Consider the following 22,566-nt stretch of genomic DNA (forward strand, 5'->3'; position numbering starts at 1 on the left):
CGTCCAGTTCGACATGACATGATTTTTGAAACTTTCAAACATCAATTACATGAGCAACCACAGGTCAGGCAGAATTGGGCCTGTGATTTAGACCTCGGAATCGAGGTGTGTTGCTCACTACCGCAGGAGACTACTAATGACCAAAACGGTTCTTACTTACGGCACTTTCGACCTCTTTCACGTCGGTCACCTCAATATCTTGAAGCGCCTTAAGGCCAAGGGGGATCGCTTGATCGTCGGTGTTTCGACCGATGAGTTCAACGCCATCAAGGGCAAGAAGCCGGTGGTTCCTTTTGAGCAGCGTCGCGAAATCGTGCAGGCCATTGAGTACGTTGACTTGGCTATTCCTGAAGAAAACTGGGAGCAGAAGCGCTTGGACATTGCCAAGTACGATGCAAAGGTCTTTGGAATCGGTGAAGACTGGAAGGGCAAGTTTGATGACCTCGGTGACGAGGTTGAAGTTGTCTACTTGCCACGTACCGATGGAATCTCAACCACTGAGCTAAAGCGCGTTCTGAGTGAATTCGACGAGCGTCACGTGGCCTCATTGAAGAGTACGCTGGATACATTGAGCCAGATCGTTAAAGAACTGAGCTAAACGTAGTTCTAACCACCGTATTGCTGAAGCCTTTTATCGAAAGATTCTATGTCTAGCTTGAATATCAAGAGCTCTATCAAGTCCCGCGTTAAAGTCGCACTACGCAAGGTTGGACGCCGGCCTGAGGGTAAGCGTCTGACTCGGGCCATGGGCTTTGCTAATAAGCCGGCTGGCGCCAATGTTGGTGTATCCAACGTGCCGTTGCCTGGTTCCGTAGCCGTGTACTTTGGCGACGGCGCAGACAAGATCTACCAGGTGAATCAGTGGTTGCCTGTGCTTGAAGAGTTGCATGAGAAAGAACAAGTTCTGTTGGTCTTCCGCACCCTCAGTGCTTTTAATGCGGCAAGTAAGGTGACGGATCTTCCTAAGATTTTTGTGCGCCGTTTCTCAGATCTTATGGACGCTTACGACGACAACGATCTCAAGCTGGTCATCTACGTAAACAACTCACGTAGTAACTTCCAGTCTTTGGATCATCCTCGTCTGGTCCATGTTCACGTTAACCACGGTGAGAGCGACAAGCTTTCGATGGTTTCAAACAAAGCCAAAGCTTATGACAAGGTCTTTGTTGCTGGCCCCGCAGCCATCAAGCGTCATGAGGCTATGCTGATTGACTTTGACTTCAACAAATTGCTGGTCACTGGACGCCCACAGCTGGACATTGACTTCAAACCTGAACTGGCCCCAAGCGAAAAGTTTGACGTCATGTATGCGCCAACGTGGGAAGGTGAAAACGAGGACAATAATTACACCTCGTTGGACCAGTACGGTGTGGCAATTATTGAAGCTCTGCTGGAGAAGCCGGATTTGCGGATCATCTACAAGCCTCATCCTCGAGTGCAGTCAAGCAAGACTCCAGGCGTGGCTCAAGCGCACCGCCAGATCAAGGAACTGCTCCAGATTGCCATTGAAGAAGGCAACGAGCATGTGATCTCCGAGCAGGGAAATATCCTTGCTATGTTCGAGTCCACCGATGCCTTGATTACCGACGTATCCAGCGTTGGGTTGGATTACCTGTATCTGCATCCGGAAAAACCTTTGGTGATTTCGGACCGTCGGAACAATCGTGAAAACCTACATCGTGATGCGCCGATCGCTCAAGCCTGCCACGTTGTTGACAAGAAATCTTCTGAAGTACTTCCTGCGTTGCTAGAGGAAGCATTGACTGAAGATAGTCACCGTGCACAGCGTCTAGAAATGCGTCAGTTCTACTTCGGTGACTTGCGCCGTGGTGATTCAACTAAGAAGTTCCAAGAGTTTGTGCAGGAACTGATTGTTGAGCGTGAAGCCAGCTTGGTTAATTTCCGCGGATGGCACAGCTAAATCTGAAATAGTCTTTCATCAACGCCCCAAGTCTTCCTTCGGTTGACTCGGGGTGTTTTTGGTCTGCCACTAGTTTTGTCCGACGCGAGTCCAACACTCTCATCGCAATCGGGTAAATCACGAATAGATTAAGGCAGAATCGGTAGTTATGTGAGCACATGTTGGTTGGTGCTCAAGGGTAAGACCATGTTTGAAGGAAATAATCTGGTGGATGTAATTCGTACTCGTGTTGCTCTGGGGTTAGGGCGTCGTATTGAGCGCCTCGGACGCTACAAGATTGCTGCAATGTACTACGAGCGGACGTTGTCCACCGGGATTTCGCAATCATCTGAGATTCAATTTCGCTACGGATTCAGCTTGTACAAGTGCAAGCAGTACACCAAGGCCATGCACCAAATTGAAGCGGCTATCGCGCGTCAGCCTCATCGCTACGGTTGGATTCAAACACTTGCTCTAACCATGCAACGTCTAAAGAAGTATGAGCGCGCCCTAGAGCTTTTTGAAGCGGCGTGCCAGGGTGACCCGAGCAAGATGACTTGGCGTATCCGCTGGGCCCGTTGTGCCCGCGTGGCCAGAAAAGGTGACCTAGCATCATCGGTCCTCGATGGGCTGGTCTCAGATTTCCCGGATGATCCCAAGGCGTCTTCGGCGATTGCCACGTTCCTACTGAATAACAGCCAGCGCTGGCGTGAACTAGATGTTCGCGTGCAACATGAAAACCAGCATGCCGATGATCCGAACTGGTTCTTCCTTACTGCGCAAGCCGCAACGTACATGTCCAGGTTCGAGCAGGCAGAAAAGTATTACCGTAAAGCCTTAGAACTTGATGATAGCCATGTGAATTACTGGTACGGCTTGGGACGTAGCCTCGAAGAACAAGGCAAGCAGGACGAAGCTGAGGTAGCGTATTCAAATGCTGTACTTCGCTCGCGTGATAAGACTGTTCAAAGTATTGGCATCGGCAAGATTCACGAACGTGAAGATGACTGGAATAAGGCCCTAGACGCCTATGAAACTCAGCTTTCGCTCACTGAAGAAAACAACAATCTTTACCTTCTCAACTACCGTGCCGGCGAAGCTGCTACCCGTCTGTTTGAATTCCGGCAGGCAGCGGATTACTACCAGCGTGCGCAGAATCTAGCCGACACTGTTCAAGAACGAGTGCTTGCCGGCTACGTCCAAGGACGCGTTCTCTCTCGTGCAGGCGATTTTGAAGCCGCAGAACAAAGCTTTTCCCAGTTTGTTGACTTGTTGCCGGAGCAGAAGCGCATTGAAAGTTCAGTTGCGCTCTTCCGTTATGCCCATAGCCTGCACCAGCTTGGTCGATTCGCTGAGGCAAGTGAACGTTATTTGCAGGCAGCTTCCGATTGGGGCTACCTAGGTACCTCGTTCGAGGGTTCCAAGGCAGCTGGCTTGCGCGCCAATGAGCATCGCCAACGTGCTGCCATCGCTGCGGCCACCGGTGACTGGTCAGTCGCTGCCCAGTCGTATTCGTCTGCGCTATGGCATGCATCCTCCACAGAACGTCAGTGGCAGGCTAGGGCCGGACAGGCCTATGCCAAGCTGGGAGAATTTGAGAAAGCGTGCCAGTACTTTGTTGGCATGATTCTGTTTACTGAGATCTCAGTAGCAGGACTAGGCGATGCACTTAAGGGTGTGGGCCGTCGTCGTGGTGCTCTAGCCATTCATGCCCGCGAAGTTGAAGAACTGGATGAGCACCTGGTGCTCTTCGAATCTTCACATGGCAAGAATGTTCACTGCCATCCGTACGCGATCTACCGCGGCATGCGTCAGGATCCTCGCTTCGCAAAATTCCGCTACGCCTGGGTGTACAACGAATACTCCGAGGTTCCAGCACAGCTGGCCAATGATCCTGATGTCGCAGTGATCAAGCAACATTCTGACAAATACATCCGGTTGCTGGGCACGGCAAAATATTTGATCAACAATGCCACGTTCCCAACGTACTTCGCGCGCCGTGAAGGCCAGCAGGTATTAAACACTTGGCACGGTACTCCGCTGAAGTTCATGGGTAAGCTCGTGAAGGATGGTGTGGCGGAGCACCGTAACGTGCAGCGCAACTTCCTGCAGACCACACACATGATGGTCCCGAACGCCCACACGCTCAAGACCCTGAGCACGGACCACGATCTTGATGGCTTGTTCCCAGCCCAGGTTGCGCTGACCGGAAGCCCTCGAATTGACCAGATGGTCAATATGACCGCGCAGCGACGGAATGAAATCCTGACCGAATTGGGGATTGATCCTAATAACCATCAGAAGATTGTTCTGTTTGCTCCCACCTGGCGTGGCCAGCTCAAAGACCAGGCCTACGATGTCAGTGGCCTGGTCGAGGACTTAGCCACACTCGCCCAAGGGGAGCACCACATGCTCTTCCGTGCGCACCGATTTGCCGAGAAACTCATTGGTGACGCAGAACTGGACGCGACCGTAGTCCCTTCTTCAATTGACACCAATGAACTACTTGCTGTCATTGACGTATTGATCACCGATTACTCGTCGATCTTCTATGACTTCTTGCCAGCGAAAAAGCCAGTGATCTTCTATACCCCTGACTTTGAAGCCTATGAGGCAGAGCGTGGACTCTACTTTGAGCGCTCCACGTGGCCTGGAGAAGTGCTCGACTCAATCCAGGATGTAGCAACAGAACTGCAGCGCCAATTAGCCAGTGCTGATGCACTACTGCACCCGAATTTTGAGACGAATCTGGAAACCTTCGCTTCCATGGAAGACGGGCACGCTGTTCAACGTGTTATCGAATTCTTCTTCTTCGCTGACCAGAGTCATGTTCTTACCCCTGCAATAGATGAACGCACAAAGCTACTGTTCTTCCAAGGACCGTTTAAGCCCAACGGCATTGCCACGGCGTTTACCAATCTCATTGGATCCTTGGACCCAGAAAAGTACCTTGTATCTGTTGCGGTAGACATGGGTGCGGTAAGCAAAAACGCAGACTCAATGGAGATCCTGTCTTCATTGCCTGAACACGTGAAGATCTTGCCACGTGCTGGGGCAACGATTATGTCAGCGGAGGAACGTCACGTCTCCGATGGCTATCATGCCCATCGCGGGTTTGATTCGCCGGGTGCTGAGAATGTGCACATGCAAACCATGACCCGAGAGATGCAGCGCTCCTTTGGTGATGCCAAGTTTGACGCCGCCATCAACTTTGAAGGGTACTCGCGCTTCTGGGCCAGCCTTTTTGCTGCCGCTCGGAATAATGCAGAACGCAACTTCATCTACCTGCACAACGACATGGTGGGCGAGTGGAAGCTTCTCTTTGGAACAATGTCAGGGCTGTTTGCCACTTATCGCCACTATGATCAATTGGTTTCGGTGACAAACAGTGTGGGGGAGCAGAATGAAAAGGAACTCTCAAGACTCTTCGGTATAGATCCAGAGAAGTTCACCGTGTCTGAGAATCTCTTGGATCTAGAAAAGCCGATAGTTTGGTCAACTCTAGAAGAGCCAGTTCATGTATTTGACGGTGTTGGTCTGACGGTCTTCGCCAACATGGCACGCCTGTCGCCTGAAAAGGGGCAGATGAAACTGCTTCAGGCTTTTGCGCAGGTTCATGAGCAGAACCCAGATACTCGTTTGTTGCTCATCGGTGATGGCCCACTGCGAAGTGACCTTGAAAATGAGATCAAGGCGCGAGGGTTGACCGGACATGTAGTGGTGACGGGACTTCTTGCTAACCCATTCCCAACGTTGAAAACTGCTGATTGCTTTGTCTTCTCTTCAGACTATGAAGGTCAAGGGCTGGCCATGATCGAGGCAATGATGCTTGGAATGCCAGCTATATCAACTGACGTTGTGGCCTCGCGCAGTGTCCTTGAAGGTGGCTTCGGGTTACTCGTAGAGAATTCAGCGGACGGTTTGGCTGAAGGCATGATCAAGCACCTGAACGGGTTCCAGTCTGAAAAGACCTTTAATCCCGAGGAATATCAGGCAAGTGCGCTGAGCCAATTTGAACGGCTAGTCGAGCCAGTCAAGGTTTAGGGTACGGACGCAAATAGTGGAGTGCGAATTTCTTCGCACTCCACTATTTCGTTAACGTTCTTCTAGCTGGTGGGCGGGTTCTAACGGTCGTTGCAACACCCTGAATAATCAGGAGTTGCAACGGCCGTGCCTCATTTAACCCAGAACCCGTCACCCGCCACCCGGAAACGAGCTCGCAGAGCGAGACTCACACCGGACGAGAAGCAACGTTTCAACGAAGTGCTCGATGAGACTCAGCGTGTCAAAGATGCCGCCCAAGCCATCGGCGTCTCACTTCCCGTGGCGTATCAACTCGCCAAAAAACACGGCTGGTCATCATCCCGATCGGCTCCTTCCGCCACTCGTGGCAAGCCCAAAACGCGATACACGCAAGAAGAGAAAGAGGAATTCTTCGTTGCCTTCGACAAGCTTCAAAACGTTAGCCAAGCGGCACGCGAAGTCAATATACCGATCCACACTTGCTACCAATGGGCGGTTAAGGCAAAGGTAAAAATTCCGGCATCTCACGTGGGCAAACGTGAAGAGTTCTTCCGCCTTCGCGCCGAGGGTATGAGCCGTCGGGAAGCGACCAATCAGGTGGGCGTCCATCCAGAATCTGTTCGGCGTTGGGAAAAGGGTATCCGTTACGGCCGAAGCAGACAGGCCTATCCTGACGGTCGGGTGGTGGACTATAACAGTGGAATGACCACCTACACGACCGAGTCGGGTCGGCAGCACAATACCGCGAGTCCAAGTCTTCCCGCGCTGGAGAAGCAGATTGATCCGCGATATCTGTCCATGACTGAACGCGAAGAAATCTATGCGCTAGGCATTGCTGGGCACTCGATACGTCAGATCGCCATCAAGCTAACCGTGCACCGTCCACCATCAGTAGAGAACTGCGACGAAACTGCACTGCCCAGGATGATTATTATCCTCACGCGGCGCACCGGCAGGCTGTGGCCCGTAGGGCACGGCCGAAGGAAGCGAAACTTGCTTGTCCTGGTCCGTTACGTGATTACGTTGTTTATGGTTTGCGTCTAGGGTGGTCACCGGAACAAATCTGTTTCCGTTTGGTTGCTGATTACCCTGATGATTTGGAGATGCGAGTGACTCACGAAACGGTGTATCAATCAATCTTTGTGCAAGCCCGTGGTGCTTTGAAACGAGAAGTTGTTCATACCCTGCGTTCGGGCAGGGTGCGCCGCAAACCACAGAAGAAGGTTGATGAGCGCCGTCCGCGTTTCCGTGATCCGATGATTAATATCAGTGAACGTCCTGCTGAGGCTCAGGACCGTGCCGTGCCAGGTCATTGGGAAGGTGACTTGATTATGGGTGCGGGGAATCAGTCAGCGATTGGCACGCTGGTTGAACGCGCCACCCGGTTTGTGATGCTCGTGCATTTGCCTGGTGACCATACGGCAGAGACGGTGCGTGACGGGCTGATTGCGACAATGGCGACGTTGCCTGAAGCGTTGCGTGGTTCTTTGACGTGGGATCAGGGTATTGAGATGGCGTTGCATAAGTCGTTTAGCGAGGCGACGGATATGGATGTGTATTTCTGTGATCCGCACAGTCCTTGGCAGCGTGGTTCTAATGAGAACACGAATGGGTTGTTGCGTCAGTATTTTCCGAAGGGTACTGATTTGAGCAAGTATGGTCCGGAGGATTTGGAGCAGGTGGCGGTGTTGCTTAATGGGCGTCCACGCAAAACGCTCGACTGGAAGGCTCCAGCCGAGCGTATGCATGAATTATTGTTAGAGGCCTAGACCGTCGGTGTTGCGACGATCGCTAGAACCCGCCGTGACCTTAGGCTGCCTTTTTTATCGGCAACTGTTGGGTCTGGACTTCGCCAACAACAAGCTTGAGTGACTCGGTAATGAAGCGATGCATGCTGGCTCCCGCCGTCACGTCACCAAAGTAGTAGTCAACAACTTCTCGGAAGCTGGCGTTCTCTTCAGCTAGAGCGGCACGAATCAGCGAAGCCGCATCGTGAGAAGCGTCAGCGCTGAGCGACGGTACCTTGGCCAATGCTGGCGAATCGGTAACCGTGGCTTCCTTAGATACTGGCTTGGTAACAAACATCGGCTTACCGGTGGCCAAGAAGTCATAGGCAACTGCGGAGATGTCGGTGATGCACAAATCTGATTCGGCCCATTGCCACCCCCAATGCGCGGTGTCGTCAAAGAGTAACCGAGCACTCGACGTTGCATTGGCTGCTGCGAGCTTGTGGCGAATCTTTTCCACCATTTGCCCGTAGGCTGCGGAATTCATTCCGGAGCGTGGGTGCGGACGGAAGATCAAGTTGAAGCCACCGTCTTTAATGAGGGCATCAACCAGTTGCTCGCCGTGCGAAACAACTGATCCATAATTCATTGAAGGACGGTCACCCTCCCACGTTGGCGCGTAGAGCACCGTTGGCAGAGACGGGTTCAGCGAGTACGGGGCCAAGTAGGAAACGTCAATCTGAGGACGACCGATCAGACGAGTTCGTTCTTGGGCATCATAGTTACGTAAGTGCAGTTCCAGGCGATCGCGGGCGGCCTGGCCAGCGGAGAAGACATAGTCATAGGCCTTCAGCTGGTTGGACCACATGTAGGCCTTTTCGCTTTCACCATGGCTGATGAAGACGTGGTTGGGTTGATTGAAGCGCATCATCTGGAAATTACGGATGTTCTGGTTTACGTAGAAGACCAGACGCAAATCTTGGGAATCAACTAAGCGCTCAACATCTTCAATGGTTGGCGCGTAGTGAACAGGCAGTGGGCATTCTTCACGTAAAGCCAAGGCGGAATCCGGGCCACGGGTGATGACAACAACTGGCAGGAATTCAGCCAGGCGTTTCATCGGTTCGTACCATTGGCGAATCTGATAGGCGTTGATCATCTCATCTGCGAAGTACAGGGCGACTTTATAACGGGCGTTACCAACAGGAGTGTGGAATAGCTCTGTGGCATGACGAGTGATGAACTGTCGTTGCTGCCTAGCAGCAAGGCGTTGGCCGGCATAGCTTGCCGCCCTGTTCAGGGTGTTGAACACCTTCATCTCAAATCCTTTTTGCCGCTAGTAACTGCCTGTTCTCATAAGCATAAGGTCAAGATCTAGCTGAGGACTGTTGACATGCCTTGAAACGCCTATGTACATAGGGAATTTTGAGCTTATGACCTAAATTTGCTCAGGTAACGTGCAAGGCGGTTTATAAATTGCGATAGTTGAGCCCTTGGCTTGGTTTGGCTGTGTAGTGTTCTGTCTTTTACTGGACACTGCGATAGGCTGTGGTGAGTGCAACACCAACATCCGGGTTCTTTGGCTGGTTTCAGTTTGGGAACTTGGGTCGCGGCAAGCTAAGATGGAATGTCGGACTATGTTTTAGTAGGAGTCATCATTAGCGAAAAGCGTTCTGATCGATCGTCACATGACGCACTCGATCGCAACTCGCCTCTGGTTTTTTCAACCAGGGATCTCGGCCGTTCGCCGGGCTCTATGGAGACTCTAAACGAGCAGGTTCCGGCACCCACTGATGTGGGAAATGCACTCATCGGTATTCGTGGAGGATCTGAGCTTGACTTAGATCTTCGCCTTGAAGCCGTACATGAGGGAATTTTGGTATCGGGTACCGCTACAGCGCAAATTGCTGGGGAATGTGGACGATGCCTTGATCCTATCGAGTACGACTACGAGGCTGATATTCAAGAGCTCTTCTACTATGAAGAGAGCGAAGAATTCGAAGACGATGATGATGTGGATCAGTATTGGGTAGTCGGTGACTTGATTGACATCGATCCGGTATTGCGGAGCGCAGTGGTTACCGCCCTGCCGTTCCAGCCGGTTTGCCGGGAAGATTGCTTGGGGCTCTGCAACGAATGCGGAATCAACCTCAACGATGAACCTGAGCATCACCATGAGGTTCTTGATCCACGTTGGGCAGCGCTAGCGCAGCTGTCCGACAACGCCACAGAAGATGTGGCACAAAACAAAACGTTAGACTAGAGAGAAGAGAAGTAGTCGTGGCTGTTCCAAAGCGGAAGATGTCCCGTGCGAATACTCGTGCCCGCCGTTCTCAGTGGAAGGCTACCGCACCGAGCTTGGTTAAGACCGTTGAAAACGGTCGCGTAACCTACAGCCTGCCTCACCAGGCAAAGGTTGTGACTGACTCGGCTGGTACCGAATTGTTCCTTGAGTACAAGGGTCGCAAGGTCGCAGACGTCTAAGACATGTCTTCTAAAGAAGAACTAATGAAGCGTCTCGGAATCGATATTGATTCCGAGACGTTTCGTCTTGCATTTACCCATCGCTCGTATTCATACGAGAACGGTGGCATTCCAACGAACGAGCGCCTTGAATTCCTCGGCGACTCAATCCTTGGCTTCTGCGTAGCTGAATACTTGTACGCTACTTTCCCTGATCTGCCTGAAGGCGATCTAGCGAAACGTCGAGCTGCAATCGTCAGCACCCGCGCATTGGCCATCATTGCCCGTGACCTCCAAGTAGGCGAACACCTGCTTCTCGGACGTGGCGAAGCCCAATCCAACGGAGCAAACAAGTCCTCCATCCTGGCTGACACCATGGAAGCAATTTTGGGCGCAACGTACCTAGTGCAGGGGATGGACGCCGCGCGTGCATTTGTCCTGCGTTTTGTTACCCCGTTGCTTGAAGACCCTCGTCTGGTGGGTGCGACTACCGACTGGAAGACTGTCATCCAAGAAGTTGTTGCCTCGCAGAAAATGGGCGAACTTCGCTACGACGTTGCCGGTTCCGGGCCAGATCACGCCCGCACTTACGTAGCCACCTTGCGCATCGCTGAAAAGGGCTACGGCGAAGGCCACGGTCCATCCAAAAAAGAGGCCGAGCAAGAAGCTGCCCACCAAACGTGGCTGCAATTTAATCCTGGCGAGCAAGTTCCTAAGCGTTAGGTACTGCGCATGCCTGAACTTCCCGAAGTTGAAGTAGTCCGACGTGGGCTAGAGAAGTGGGTTCGCACCCGTACAGTTCAAACCGCTCAGGTGTTGGACCCACGTTCTGTCAGAAGACACCTTGATGGTGTTATCGACTTTGAGCAAACCTTGACCGGTTGCACCATTTCTTCTGTTGCCCGTAGAGGCAAATTTCTTTGGATGGGCCTTGACGGGCTTGCTACTCCTGCCGTCCTGATGGCACATCTGGGCATGAGCGGGCAGCTGCTGGTTGAGCAAACTGATGCACCCGACGAAAAACATCTTAAAGTCCGGCTAACGCTCAGTGATCACTTGGATTATCCCAGTGAGCTCAGATTCATAGATCAGCGCATCTTTGGTGGAATGTTTATCTCACCGCTCGTTCCAACTAGTGACGGTTTCCCTGGGGGAGACGGAAGCGACCAGGCCGCTATTCCGCTAGCCGCCGCGCACATCGCTAGAGACGTGCTAGATCCATACCGCAGTGCAGAAGACCTTTACGTATCCCTGCGCAAACGCAGTACAGACCTGAAGCGTGCCATCTTGGATCAGGGAGTCATCTCTGGTGTTGGCAACATCTACGCGGATGAAGCCCTCTGGTTGGCACAACTCTCTGGGCTGCGTAAAACTGCAACGATACGGCGCAACGAAGTTCAACGACTTAATGATGCTTTGAAAGACGTCATGACTCGCGCGCTCGCTGCCGGTGGGACTAGTTTTGATTCCTTGTACGTCAACGTGAATGGCGCTAGCGGTTACTTTGCGCGCTCACTGAACGCCTACGGCCGCGAGGGGAAAACATGCCTTCGGTGCGTCGAACAGGGCAGGGAATCATTGATTCGCCGTGACCCGTTTATGGGTCGCTCTTCGTATAGTTGCCCGGTCTGTCAGCCGCGGCCACGTGCTGCGCGGGGTCGGTAAACGCACTTCGCTGGTCTCGGGCTGAGAGCTTTCTTTGGCCTGTATAAGGCCGTGCGCTTCCGCGCCCAGTCAGATAATGATCAGGCTCAGGATAGTGCCGGAGATACACGTCGAATGCGCAGCCATTCCTCATGGTCCCGAATAGATCCGCCGGCCGCTCGGGCGTCGCCGGCTTCGGGTTGGCCACCTCGATGCGTCGCAACCAGGGGACTCGCCGGTTTTGGCCAGTGGGCAGTCCCACCTGAGGTGATTCCACCTTCTCGCGGCAAGAAATCAAGAATTCTCGCACCTCTGACTTGTTACCCATGTCTATGTCGGTATAACGAAAACCGAGCTCAAGGGAGCCATTCTTTGTACCCCATGGACCTAGACCTGGTTCGATTCGTTGTGTAGGGATACAAACAGGGACTGCCAGAGCGATGAACAAATCGCTAGGGTTAGAGACCACAGAGCCCGCGAGAAAAGATGTCTGATGAGTATCCCTATTGTTTGCACCGCAAATGACCGTTTGGCTCGGCGCCGAGCGGTGACTTTGATATTGCCACTGCTCAGTTTCTCCCTTCTGACCGGCTGCTCCGCTGATGCCAAGCCCCCGATATCCAGCCCGGGAGCTGCGGAAGCCTCGGAAGCCTCGGAAATCTCGGCATTAACCACTGAGCTTGATGCGCCGTGGTCTATTGCTTTTCACGGTGAAACCACGTTGCTTAGTGAACGGGACTCCGGCAGGATACTTGAAATTGACGCCAACGGAAATCAAAGAGAAGCGGGCAATATTTCAGCAGTCTCCGGTGTCGGAGAAGGCGGGCTATTAGGAATTACCGTTCACGAACGGTACCTCTATGCATACTTCACTGCAGGTGAGGAAAACCGTATCGAACGCTTCACGCTCACCGGTGCGCCAGGGGCGCTGGAGTTAGGAGAGCCCCAGACGATTCTGGAAGGTATCCCCTCGGCGAGTTACCACAACGGTGGACGGATAGCCTTTGGCCCCGATGGCATGCTCTACGCGACAGTGGGGGATGCTGGGGATAGCTCGGTGGCGCAAGAGAAAAGCTCACTGTCCGGCAAAATTCTACGACTCACCCCTGAGGGCAAAGTTCCTGAAGATAACCCCTTTGAAAACTCGCCCGTCTACAGCTACGGGCATCGTAATCCTCAAGGGATTGTCTGGGACGCCAAGGGGATCCTCTATGCCTCTGAGTTCGGGCAGAATACCTCGGACGAACTGAACATTATTAAACCCGGCGGGAACTACGGTTGGCCAAAAGTTGAAGGAATCGCCTCGGATGATCAGTATGTTGATCCGATACAACAATGGGATCCAGCCCAGGCTAGTCCTAGTGGCATGACTATTGCCGGGGACTCGATTTGGATAGCCAACCTTCGCGGTGAACTACTTCGGGAAGTTCCGCTTCAAGACACTTCAACGTCCATAGAGCATCTGGCAGGCGAGTACGGCCGCTTGCGCGATGTTGCCACCGCACCGGACGGATCCCTACTGATCCTGACAAATAACACCGATGGGCGGGGAACTGCGAATAATGAAGATGATCGCCTACTGCGCATGGAGCTTGGCTGAGGGTTAGGCTAAGAGCCAACATCGCTTTCGCGCACTGGAGCTAATCAATGAAGACACTTCCCCTTGGTCGCACCGACATTCAGGTATCCACGATAATCGCCGGCATGATGCGAATCGCGGGGGACACCGATGAGCAGATCCGAAACTTGTACGACACTGCGCGCCAAGCGGGGATTAACTTCTTTGATCATGCAGATCTGTATGGCTTCAACCATCCAGGTGGTGGATACCACCACTGTGAGCGTCGCTTTGCTCAAGCGCTACAGCTAACTTCCTCACAGCGTGAAGAGATTATCTTGCAGACTAAAACCGGCATCTTGGTTAACCCATCCGGTTACGACCAATCTTATGAACATATTGTTAGCTCAGCAGAAGAATCTCTCAAAGCCTTGAGGACCGACTATCTAGACGTGCTGATGCTGCACCGTCCCGACGCGCTAGTGGAGCCAGAAGAAGTAGCCAGGGCATTTGATCATCTGCACGCTAGCGGAAAAGTGAAGGCCTTCGGCGTCTCCAACCACACAGCACGCCAGATTGACCTGCTGAAGACCGCGGTCACCCAACCGATCGTGGCCAATCAGGTGCAACTGTCCATCACTCACGCCCCGATTATCACTCAGGGTCTGTCAACCAATATTGCCGGTCATGATGACTCGATCACCCGGGATGGCGGTGGGCTCTTGGACTACTGTCGGATCAATAAGATCACGCTTCAAGCGTGGTCACCGTTCCAGAAAGGCGTTTCCGACGGAGTCTTCCTAGGCTCGCCAGATTTCCAGGAGCTCAATGCAGAGCTGGATCGGCTAGCCGACGTTTATCAAGTGGATCCAATGGCTATCGCAGTGGCATGGATAACTCGGCATCCTGCTGGAATTCAGGTTGTTTTGGGTAGTACCAAACCACAGCGCATCCTGGATGCAGCCAAAGGTTCAGATGTTGAGTTGACCCGCAGCGATTGGTACACCCTATATAAAGCTGCCGGGCACAACCTGCCTTAAGCACCTCATTTGGAAGAGACTTCACGACCCGCTATCGCCGGCAGCGCAAGCTGAGCGGTGCGCCCGCCAAACGTGCCACGCCTATGGCCCGAGTACTAAATAGCGCGAGACCGGTGAGTACAGCATGAAGTTAGTTGGCTGGTCTTAGCTAGTGAGTTCAGCGAGTAACTGCTCATTAAACGGAGTCCACGCATCAACGGCCCACTGGCCAAAGTTCTTATCGGTCAAGGTCACGCAAGCTAGCCGGTGTTCTGGATCCACCCACAGGAAAGTCCCGGACTGACCAAAATGGCCAAAGGTCGTAGCAGGATGATTAGCTCCGGTCCAATGTGGCTTCTTGGTGGAACGAATCTCGAAACCTAGACCCCAATCGTTAGGATTCTGACGTCCATACCCAGGCAGGATCCCAGCCAGATTCTCAAAATGAACGCGCGTTGCATCGTTCAAAGTCTGCAGAGCAATGAGGGTTGGGTTCAGCAGTTCAGCGGCAAACTTCGCTAAGTCTGCTGCGGTGGATCGTCCGTCTTTGGCGCAGCTACCAGCGATCGTAGTTTGGCTCATGCCCAAAGGCTCAAAAACAGCCTCACGAGCGTAGTCGGCCATACTGATCCCAGTTTGCGCCTCTAGATGTTCGGCAAGCTTCTCAAAACCAGTATTCGAGTAACCGCGCTTGGTACCAACAGCAAAGCGAATGGTTTCTGAATCGAAGTCGTAACCGGCGGTGTGCGCCAGTAGGTGATGAACGGTGGAACCTTCAGGCCCGGCGTGTTCATCAAGACTGATGGCTTCTTCTTCCAGAGCTATCAAGAAGGTGTAGGCACTGAGCAGCTTCGTCACTGAAGCCAATGGGTATACCCGGCCCGTATCGCCGTGCTGGTCAACGATGGATCCTTCGCCGTTGATAACAACGGATACGGCGTTATCGGATGGCCATTGCTCGATCTGGCTCAGAATGCTCATGAAATGATCTATCCCTCGATATTTCTTGACGGTATATGCGAGCAGAATCAGAAAAACCCAAGCACGCTTCGCTAGAATTGCGTGAAGGATTGAGTGTTACTACCCAAACCAACCATAGCGATCTGACCCAAACATAGGAACTTAACGCCGTGCATCTAAAGACTCTCACCGTTCGCGGCTTTAAGTCTTTTGCGTCGGCAACAACCTTTGACTTTGAGCCAGGTGTTACCGCGGTGGTTGGTCCCAACGGTTCAGGTAAGTCCAACGTGGTGGACGCACTTGCTTGGGTTATGGGTGAGCAGGGCGCCAAGACACTGCGTGGCGGCAAGATGGAAGACGTCATCTTTGCGGGCACTACCGGGCGGGCCCCGTTGGGTCGAGCCCACGTGTCTTTGACCATCGATAACTCAGATGGCCAGCTACCAATCGACTATGCAGAAGTCACCATCTCTCGTACGCTCTTCCGTGCCGGTGGCTCAGAGTACGCCATCAACGGAAATTCCTGCCGCCTGCTTGATATACAAGAACTCCTCTCCGACTCCGGCCTAGGCCGAGAGATGCACGTCATCGTTGGACAGGGCCAGCTGGACAAGATTCTGCATGCAACGGCCGAGGATCGCCGTGGCTTCATTGAAGAAGCTGCCGGTGTACTCAAGCACCGTCGCAGGAAAGAAAAAACCCTTCGTAAGCTTCAGGCGATGCAGGGAAATCTTGACCGTCTAGAAGATCTCAACGCGGAAGTCCGCCGTCAGTTGGCGCCATTGGGGCGCCAAGCTAAGATTGCTCGCCGTGCACAAACCGTCCAGCATGATGTGCGTGATGCAAAATCGCGTCTGCTCGCTGATGACTTGGTATCGCTGAACAATAAGCTAGCTCAAGACATTGATGATGAGTCGCAGATTCAGGCTCAGCAGCAAGAAGCAGCTTCACGCCTTGAACGCGTCAAGAAGCACATCAACGAGTTGAGCACCGAGCTTGAAGATGTTGCCCCACGCCTAGGGAAAATTCAAGACACGTGGGTGGCTCTGAGTACCCAGGCTGAACGTTATCGTTCGCTAGCTGCCCTGGCCCGGGAACGAAGCAAGCTGCTGGAAAGCAACGAGACTCATTTTGATTCAAGCCGAGACCCAGAACGCTTAGAAGCTCAAGCCCAACGGGTGAGCGAAGAACTCGAAGAGCTAGAAGAAGCCGTAGAAGACCGCCACGAGATTCTTGCCGAAGCGGTCGAAGCCAAGGAACAGGCTGAAGAAGAATCGCGCGCGGAACAGCAGCGCATGGCTGCAATGCTTCGCGCCGCCGCGGACCGTCGCGAAGGAATCTCTCGTCTTGCTTCTCAGGTAGCCTCCGCTCGTAGCCGTGTGGACGTCACCCGAGCAGAGATTGTGCGACTTCAGGAAAGTATTCAGTCCTTTGACTCTGACCTTGAACTTGATCAGCGGTCCCATGATGAAGTCTCCGTGGACCTCAATGTGCAGCTAGCCGGCGAAGCTGAACTAAACGATGCCTTTGAAACCGCGGATCATGAGTATTCAGAACTATCGCAAGCACAACTTTCAGATGCGCATCGAGAACGTGAGCTTTCGGTTCGCGTCTCTGGTCTGCGCTCGCGCCTCGAAGCGCTGAAGCTCAATACCAAACCGGATGATCAGTCCTCCCGGTTACTGCGTGATTCCTCTGAAATCTTGCTTGGACGCCTCGGTGAGCTGATGACCGTGAACGCCGGCTACGAGCAGGCCGTCGCTGCAATCTTGCGCGATAACGCGGAGTCCTTGGTAGCAACGGATATTCACAGTGCACAGCAGCTGATTGAACAGTTGCAGGCGGATGAGGCTAGCGCAGTATTCCTGCATGCAGTTAATCCTGAAGCAGCTAAGACAACACCAAAGATTGCCAGTGCTATCAGTGCCCGCGAGGTAGTGGGCGGTCCAGAAAATCTGACCGCCCTGCTAGATAACTTGTTCGCCGGTCATTATGTGATTGAAGAGCTGAGCCAAGCTGCTGAGATATTGAAAGAGAACCCAACGGCTCAACTGACCACCCTAGAGGGGGCAACACTCTCCGCACTACGCAGTTCGGTCGGTGACTCTTCAGGTGCTTCGCTGATTGCTCAGCAGGCCATGGTGGAACAAACCGAAACCGAACTCACCGAATGCCAAGAAGAACTGGCACGAGTTGAAGAACAAATCGCTGAACGCTCCCCAATCCTCTCCGTAGCGCAACAGGGCCGAGAAGACGCACTGGGAGCACTGGGCGAATCGGATGCCACCATTGATGAGCTCAGTTCGTACCTTGCCCGTCTGGGCCAGAAGCTGCGTAGTGCACAAGAAGACAAGCAAAAGCTCGTTGAACGCCTTGAAGCCTCAAGGGAAAAGCTTGAAATTGAGCAGGAATCTCTTGAAGAGATCACCGAGCGCATGGAACTTGCCTCTACTGACCAAGAGGAAGAAACCATCGATGATGTAGCACGCGCGGCATTAGCCGATGCTGCCGCGTCCGCTCGCCAGCAGGAACTCGAAGCTCGGCTAGCGCTTCGAAGCAGTGAAGAGCGCGTCACCGCACTACGCTCACGCATTGAAGGACTACGCCGTACCGCTGCAGCTGAAAGAAATCACCGCGAAGTTGCTGCGCGCCGGGCCGAACAACGTCAGGCGCAGGCCGCAAACGCGGCACGTATTGAAAAGGCCGCTGAGCGAGTTCTGCGTTTTATTGAAGTCTCGGTTTCCATGGCTGGCCAAGAACGCGAAGAACTGTCCGCGAAGAAGGCCGAACTTGATGAATTGCTTAGCAGCCAGCGCACCGAAGCTGAACAGCTCTCCACCGAACTAGCTCGTCTAGCCGACGCCGTACATCGAGACGAGATGGCCCGTGCCGAGTTGCGGTTGCGCATAGAGAATCTAGAGACCAAGGCATTAGAAGAGCTAGGCTTCACCCCGGACCACCTCATTGCTCACTTTGGTCCAGATCAGTTGATCCCTGAAGCTATCGATGAAGACGACAAGTGGGGATCACTGCGCCAAAATGTCGATGAAGATGGTAATCCAATCGGCACCAAACCTTTTGATCGTGTTGAGCAAGAGAAGCGTTTGAAAAAAGCTGAACGAGACCTCTCCGCACTGGGCAAGGTTAACCCGTTAGCGCTTGAAGAGTTCGCAGCGCTCGAAGAACGTCACAACTTCCTCTCTGGACAGCTAGAAGATCTCAAGAAGTCACGTGGAGACCTAGAACAGATCATCGCTGACGTTGACGCGCACGTAGAGCTCGTCTTTACCGAGGCGTACAACGATACTGCCGTTCAGTTCAAACGTATCTTTGACCGACTCTTCCCTGGGGGAGAAGGACAACTAGTTCTCACCGACCCTGAGCACATGCTTACCACCGGTATTGAAGTAGAAGCACGTCCTGCCGGTAAGAAGATCAAACGGCTGTCCTTGCTATCGGGCGGTGAGCGCTCATTGACTGCGGTGGCCCTGTTGGTAGCGATCTTCAAGGCTCGCCCTTCACCGTTCTATGTCATGGACGAGGTGGAAGCTGCCCTTGACGATATGAACCTGGGACGCCTGATCACCATCTTTGAAGAGTTGCGTGAATCTTCTCAGCTCATCGTGATCACTCACCAGAAGAAGACCATGGAAATCGCTGACGCTTTGTATGGCGTGACCATGAGAGGCGATGGCGTCACTACCGTGATCAGTCAGAAGATGGACCGCGCTGTTTCTTCGTAGCGGGTAAATCTCGTGTTCTGTCTGGATGCCGTGTACAAGCTAGATCAACAATCAGCTCGTGACCGCTAGCTTCTTTTTGGCCACGGCCGCTTGTACTGCCACAAGGCGCTTCTTCGAACGTTGATGTTTAGGTGCTAAGCGCACTGCCTCACGCATGGATGTCTGGGCGGCGTCCAAATTTCCGGCCTTCACCAGACATTCGCCCAATCTCAGATGAAATGCGGAAGTCTTAGGCGCAAGCTCAACCGCTCGCTCCATTGCGCTCGCCGAACGTTCATAGTCGTCTTGTGCGGCGAAGACGTAGCTGAGCCGAACCAGATAGTGGGAATTATCCGGCGCAAGCGTGATGGCTTGTTGCACCGACTTTTCTGCACCAACAAAGTCTTCAGCTTGCAGCTGCCACTCGCCTAAACGCAGGTGATACTTGGCCCGGTCAGGTGCAATAACTTGCGCCTGTTTCATCGCATCGATAGCGTCTGCCCACAGTTCCTGGCCTGCGTAGGCATAGCTCAATCGAACATAAGCAGCTGAGACCTTCGGATCAATCTTGATTGCCCTACTGATCGAGGCCTGAGCTTCTTTGGCTCTGTCGGCCTTTAGTAGCAGTACACCCAAACGCAGGTGGAAGTCGGCTTTGGAAGGGGAAATCTTGATGGCTCGTCGAATGGCCCTGATGGCGTTCGATATGCGGCCCTGGTTCTCAAAAATCTGGCTGAGCCGAACGTGCGCCTTGGGCAATGCTGGTTCTCTACCCAAGGCTTGCTCGAAGGCTGTCTTTACTTCATCGTAGTTTTCGGCCTTGAACAATAACTCACCGAGCTTATAGGGGAGTCGTGCAAGTTTTGTATTCAGCGTGACCGCGGTTCGTAAGCTATAGATCGCTTCAGTTAGATAGCCTTCGCGATTGAGTACGGCAGTCTGAGACTCATACGGATAGTGCGTGAGCGCAGTCTGGGTCTTAACGACTTCACGGAACTGGTCCACGTTGAATTCCTCGTGAGCAATTTCGCTGACGAGTCTTTTCAGTTTGTAGGTGTCGTTGAGGAAAAACGACACGGGGTGTCCGCCGTATTCGAGGGGAACCATTGTTCCGGCGGTCATTCGTTCAATGCAGCGTGCGTGTTCCACATCGATGGTGTCTGGGCAGTAGAAAACGTAGCCTTGGGAATCCTTACAATCGCCAGTCCGGATGTAGTTGTGCGTGAAGTCAAGGATCTGTCCTTCGTCGCCCCACCTGTCGTCATTGACTTCGCCTCCCTCAGCAATGTCGTACAGAGGGGAGAGGGCAATGAAGTATTTGGCGCCGAGTTTAGGGGCAAGACTAATCGCCGCCATACCTCCCATGCTTCCGCCGTAGGTGATTACGGTGGTTCCTTTGGTGCGATCCTTGATGAGTCTGACGACTTCTTCGATTTCATCGGTCTGATACCAATGATTTCTACTACGCTTAACCAAAAATTCATTTAAACCTAGTTGCGCAAATATGCCACGACCATATCCGTTTTCAAACGGGCTTGGCTCAACCGCACTGATGTATTTGTTTCTTGCCTCAAAAGTGACGATTGATATGGGAAAACCCCCGTCGTGGTAGTCCACGCAAGGTCTTCGCCGACAAATAGTTTTCCATGATCAATAGCATTCTTTTGCACAGATAAAACCTTAGCTGTGCGGCGCTGAATCGTTCAACATATTAAGGGGATTGGAGGGGCGTAGGATGTACCCAGAACTATTTTTCTCAGTTCGTGCAAGATGTGTCCCTAGTTACCGTTAGGTAGTCGACGAAGTGGTGGATATGGCCAATCTGGCTTACCGTTACCAAATCGTAACCGTACTGATCAGACCGGATTTATTATCCAGTGAGTCCACCTCGCAACTCGTGTGTATCTGTATATAATTAGGGTAGACATACACTGAACCTAATCGGGTTCTGAAATTTGGGAATTTGATGGCGCTGTTTAGAAAACGTAGCAAAACTACTGGTGACAAAGCTCTTCAGGAGGCCGTAGCCCCAGAGCCGACGATCTCGGAGCCGCAAAAGACTGTTACTCCCGAGTCGCAGGCACCAGCGGCCGAAGCGACGGTAGCACCGGACGAAAACATTGAGCCCGCAAAGCCTGAGGGTATTTTTGTCAGCGTCGTCATCCCTGTTTACAACTCGATGCCATATTTGACCGAGCTGCTCAATTCTCTAGAGCTTCAGGATCTGGACAAGAGCCTGTACGAGGTTATTGCCGTCAACGATGGTTCCACCGATTTTGGTGGAGAAATCTTGGACGTCTACGCCAAGCGCAATGAGAACTTCACCGTGGTCCATCAGGAGAACAGTGGATGGCCAGGCAAGCCCCGCAACGTTGGAACTGCCTTGGCTAAGGGCGAGTATGTCTTCTACGCTGACTCCGACGATACGTTGGGTACCGAAGCGTTGCGCCGTATGCGCGACTTCGCGCTGGAGCATGACGTTGATGTGCTTGCCCCCAAGCTGGTTCCAGTCGGTGGCCGCGTTATTAGAACTTCGCTCTTCTCTTCGACCCAGGTTGACGTGCCACTGGAGTCCATCTTTGCGACCTTGATGCCACAGAAGCTGATCCGTCGCCAGATGATCCTCGACAATGATCTGCGCTTCGCTGAAGAAAAAGTCCGTCTTGAAGACGGTATGGTCCTAGCCGGCTGCTACCTGCACGCAAAACGTGTAAGCGTACTTGCCGACTACGAGTACTACTACATCCGTGAACGTGGCGACGGAAACAACATCAGCGCTCAGCCATTTGAGCCACACGGCTACGTGCAGTCCATGACTCACATCAGCAACACCATCCGCGATAACACCAAGGGTGATCCTGAACTGGGTCGTCGTTTGATCGCCGGGTTGTTCAAGCGCAAGGGACTGAAGTTCTTCGTTGGAGAACGCTTCTTGAAGTACCGCGATGCACGTGCCAAGTTGTGGATGACAGCCTTTGGTCCCTATGTGCAGGAATTCCTGTCCGACCGCACGAACGAAGTGCTCAATGACCAGGACACTGCTAAGGCACACGCAATCATCGCTGGCGATCACGATGAGCTCAAGCGTCTGGCCGCTTTGGATGAACAGGGCGCAGTCCGCCCGGAACTGACCAAGTCTGCGAACAAGAGTGATCACTTTGAACTGCAGTTTGTGGTTCCGACTCTCGGTCCTACGCCGCGCGCGTTGTACGTTGACGAACGTGAAACCGATCGTCGATTGGAATTCCCGGTCACCGAACAGGGGACTGGAAAGTATGTTGCTCTGCTTCCTTATGCGGCACTATCGGCGCAGCCCCTGGCCATCACCGATGTCCACGTGAAGTATGACCATGCGGAGACCCGCCGAGTGCGCGTTCCTGCCAACGTTAAGGAAACAAGCTTTGCGGGTGTTCGGGTCTACCGAACCGTCAATGGCGCGTTGAGCATTGACCTACGTAAAGCCAAATGGGCCTAAACAGCTGACTTAGAGCAAAGTAATGGCGCCACTACCCGAGTACGGGTGGCGGCGCCATTACTGATTTAACGCAGC

Annotated in this window: 14 protein-coding genes and 1 pseudogene; 12 read left to right on the plus strand and 3 right to left on the minus strand. The window is 53.0% G+C overall.

The window, feature by feature from the left end; all coding sequences use genetic code 11:
- The first annotated feature begins 136 nt into the window (after nt 1–136).
- The 4 genes and pseudogenes from AC1Z3F_RS04335 to AC1Z3F_RS04350 all read left to right on the plus strand — a co-directional run bounded on the left by AC1Z3F_RS04335 (nt 137) and on the right by AC1Z3F_RS04350 (nt 7,692).
- A complete protein-coding gene (locus tag AC1Z3F_RS04335) occupies nt 137–598 on the plus strand; it encodes an FAD synthase family protein (protein ID WP_444613275.1) in 462 nt (153 codons plus the stop codon).
- 48 nt (nt 599–646) lie between these two features.
- Nucleotides 647–1,921 carry a CDP-glycerol glycerophosphotransferase family protein gene (locus AC1Z3F_RS04340; RefSeq protein ID WP_483566658.1) on the plus strand — a complete coding sequence of 425 codons (1,275 nt, stop codon included), beginning with the start codon at nt 647–649 and terminating at the stop codon, nt 1,919–1,921.
- Between the two features lie 186 nt (nt 1,922–2,107).
- A complete protein-coding gene (locus tag AC1Z3F_RS04345; RefSeq protein WP_483566659.1) occupies nt 2,108–5,944 on the plus strand; it encodes a CDP-glycerol glycerophosphotransferase family protein in 3,837 nt (1,278 codons plus the stop codon).
- A 549-nt stretch (nt 5,945–6,493) separates the two neighbouring features.
- Nucleotides 6,494–7,692, plus strand: a pseudogene (locus AC1Z3F_RS04350) (IS30 family transposase).
- Nucleotides 7,693–7,732: 40 nt separating this feature from the next.
- Here AC1Z3F_RS04350 and AC1Z3F_RS04355 read toward each other — a convergent pair.
- Nucleotides 7,733–8,968 carry a CDP-glycerol glycerophosphotransferase family protein gene (locus tag AC1Z3F_RS04355; protein ID WP_483566660.1) on the minus strand — a complete coding sequence of 412 codons (1,236 nt, stop codon included), beginning with the start codon at nt 8,966–8,968 and terminating at the stop codon, nt 7,733–7,735.
- Nucleotides 8,969–9,406: 438 nt separating this feature from the next.
- On the opposite strand from AC1Z3F_RS04355, the gene AC1Z3F_RS04360 reads away from it, so the two are divergent.
- From AC1Z3F_RS04360 to AC1Z3F_RS04385, 6 genes are all read left to right on the plus strand, one after another.
- Nucleotides 9,407–9,913 carry a YceD family protein gene (locus AC1Z3F_RS04360; protein WP_207306456.1) on the plus strand — a complete coding sequence of 169 codons (507 nt, stop codon included), beginning with the start codon at nt 9,407–9,409 and terminating at the stop codon, nt 9,911–9,913.
- A 17-nt stretch (nt 9,914–9,930) separates the two neighbouring features.
- On the plus strand, nt 9,931–10,134 hold the full coding sequence (rpmF, locus tag AC1Z3F_RS04365; RefSeq protein WP_060701450.1) for a 50S ribosomal protein L32: 204 nt from the start codon (nt 9,931–9,933) through the stop codon (nt 10,132–10,134).
- Between the two features lie 24 nt (nt 10,135–10,158).
- Nucleotides 10,159–10,836, plus strand: coding sequence for a ribonuclease III (gene rnc / locus AC1Z3F_RS04370; protein WP_444613278.1), 678 nt, complete (start codon nt 10,159–10,161; stop codon nt 10,834–10,836).
- Nucleotides 10,837–10,845: 9 nt separating this feature from the next.
- The gene (gene mutM, locus AC1Z3F_RS04375; RefSeq protein ID WP_131088048.1) at nt 10,846–11,778 is read left to right on the plus strand and encodes a bifunctional DNA-formamidopyrimidine glycosylase/DNA-(apurinic or apyrimidinic site) lyase; all 933 of its coding nucleotides are present in this window, start codon (nt 10,846–10,848) and stop codon (nt 11,776–11,778) included.
- Nucleotides 11,779–12,250: 472 nt separating this feature from the next.
- A complete protein-coding gene (locus AC1Z3F_RS04380; protein ID WP_483566661.1) occupies nt 12,251–13,357 on the plus strand; it encodes a PQQ-dependent sugar dehydrogenase in 1,107 nt (368 codons plus the stop codon).
- A gap of 47 nt (nt 13,358–13,404) precedes the next feature.
- Complete coding sequence (locus AC1Z3F_RS04385) at nt 13,405–14,355, plus strand: aldo/keto reductase (protein WP_483566662.1); 951 nt, start codon at nt 13,405–13,407, stop codon at nt 14,353–14,355.
- A gap of 144 nt (nt 14,356–14,499) precedes the next feature.
- On the opposite strand, the gene AC1Z3F_RS04390 is transcribed toward AC1Z3F_RS04385, so the two are convergent.
- Nucleotides 14,500–15,315 (minus strand): serine hydrolase domain-containing protein, encoded by an 816-nt coding sequence (locus AC1Z3F_RS04390; protein WP_262197882.1) that lies wholly within the window; start codon nt 15,313–15,315, stop codon nt 14,500–14,502.
- A 149-nt stretch (nt 15,316–15,464) separates the two neighbouring features.
- Here AC1Z3F_RS04390 and smc point away from each other — a divergent pair, with 149 nt between their 5' ends.
- Complete coding sequence (gene smc, locus AC1Z3F_RS04395) at nt 15,465–19,037, plus strand: chromosome segregation protein SMC (RefSeq protein WP_483566663.1); 3,573 nt, start codon at nt 15,465–15,467, stop codon at nt 19,035–19,037.
- Between the two features lie 51 nt (nt 19,038–19,088).
- Here the strand turns inward: smc and AC1Z3F_RS04400 are convergent, their stop codons facing one another.
- Nucleotides 19,089–20,492 (minus strand): tetratricopeptide repeat protein, encoded by a 1,404-nt coding sequence (locus tag AC1Z3F_RS04400; protein WP_483566664.1) that lies wholly within the window; start codon nt 20,490–20,492, stop codon nt 19,089–19,091.
- A gap of 490 nt (nt 20,493–20,982) precedes the next feature.
- Between AC1Z3F_RS04400 and AC1Z3F_RS04405 the strand changes: the two genes are divergently transcribed.
- On the plus strand, nt 20,983–22,491 hold the full coding sequence (locus AC1Z3F_RS04405; RefSeq protein ID WP_483566665.1) for a glycosyltransferase family 2 protein: 1,509 nt from the start codon (nt 20,983–20,985) through the stop codon (nt 22,489–22,491).
- Nucleotides 22,492–22,566 lie beyond the last annotated feature (75 nt).

The sequence above is a fragment of the Glutamicibacter sp. MOO4 genome, assembly GCF_056934395.1.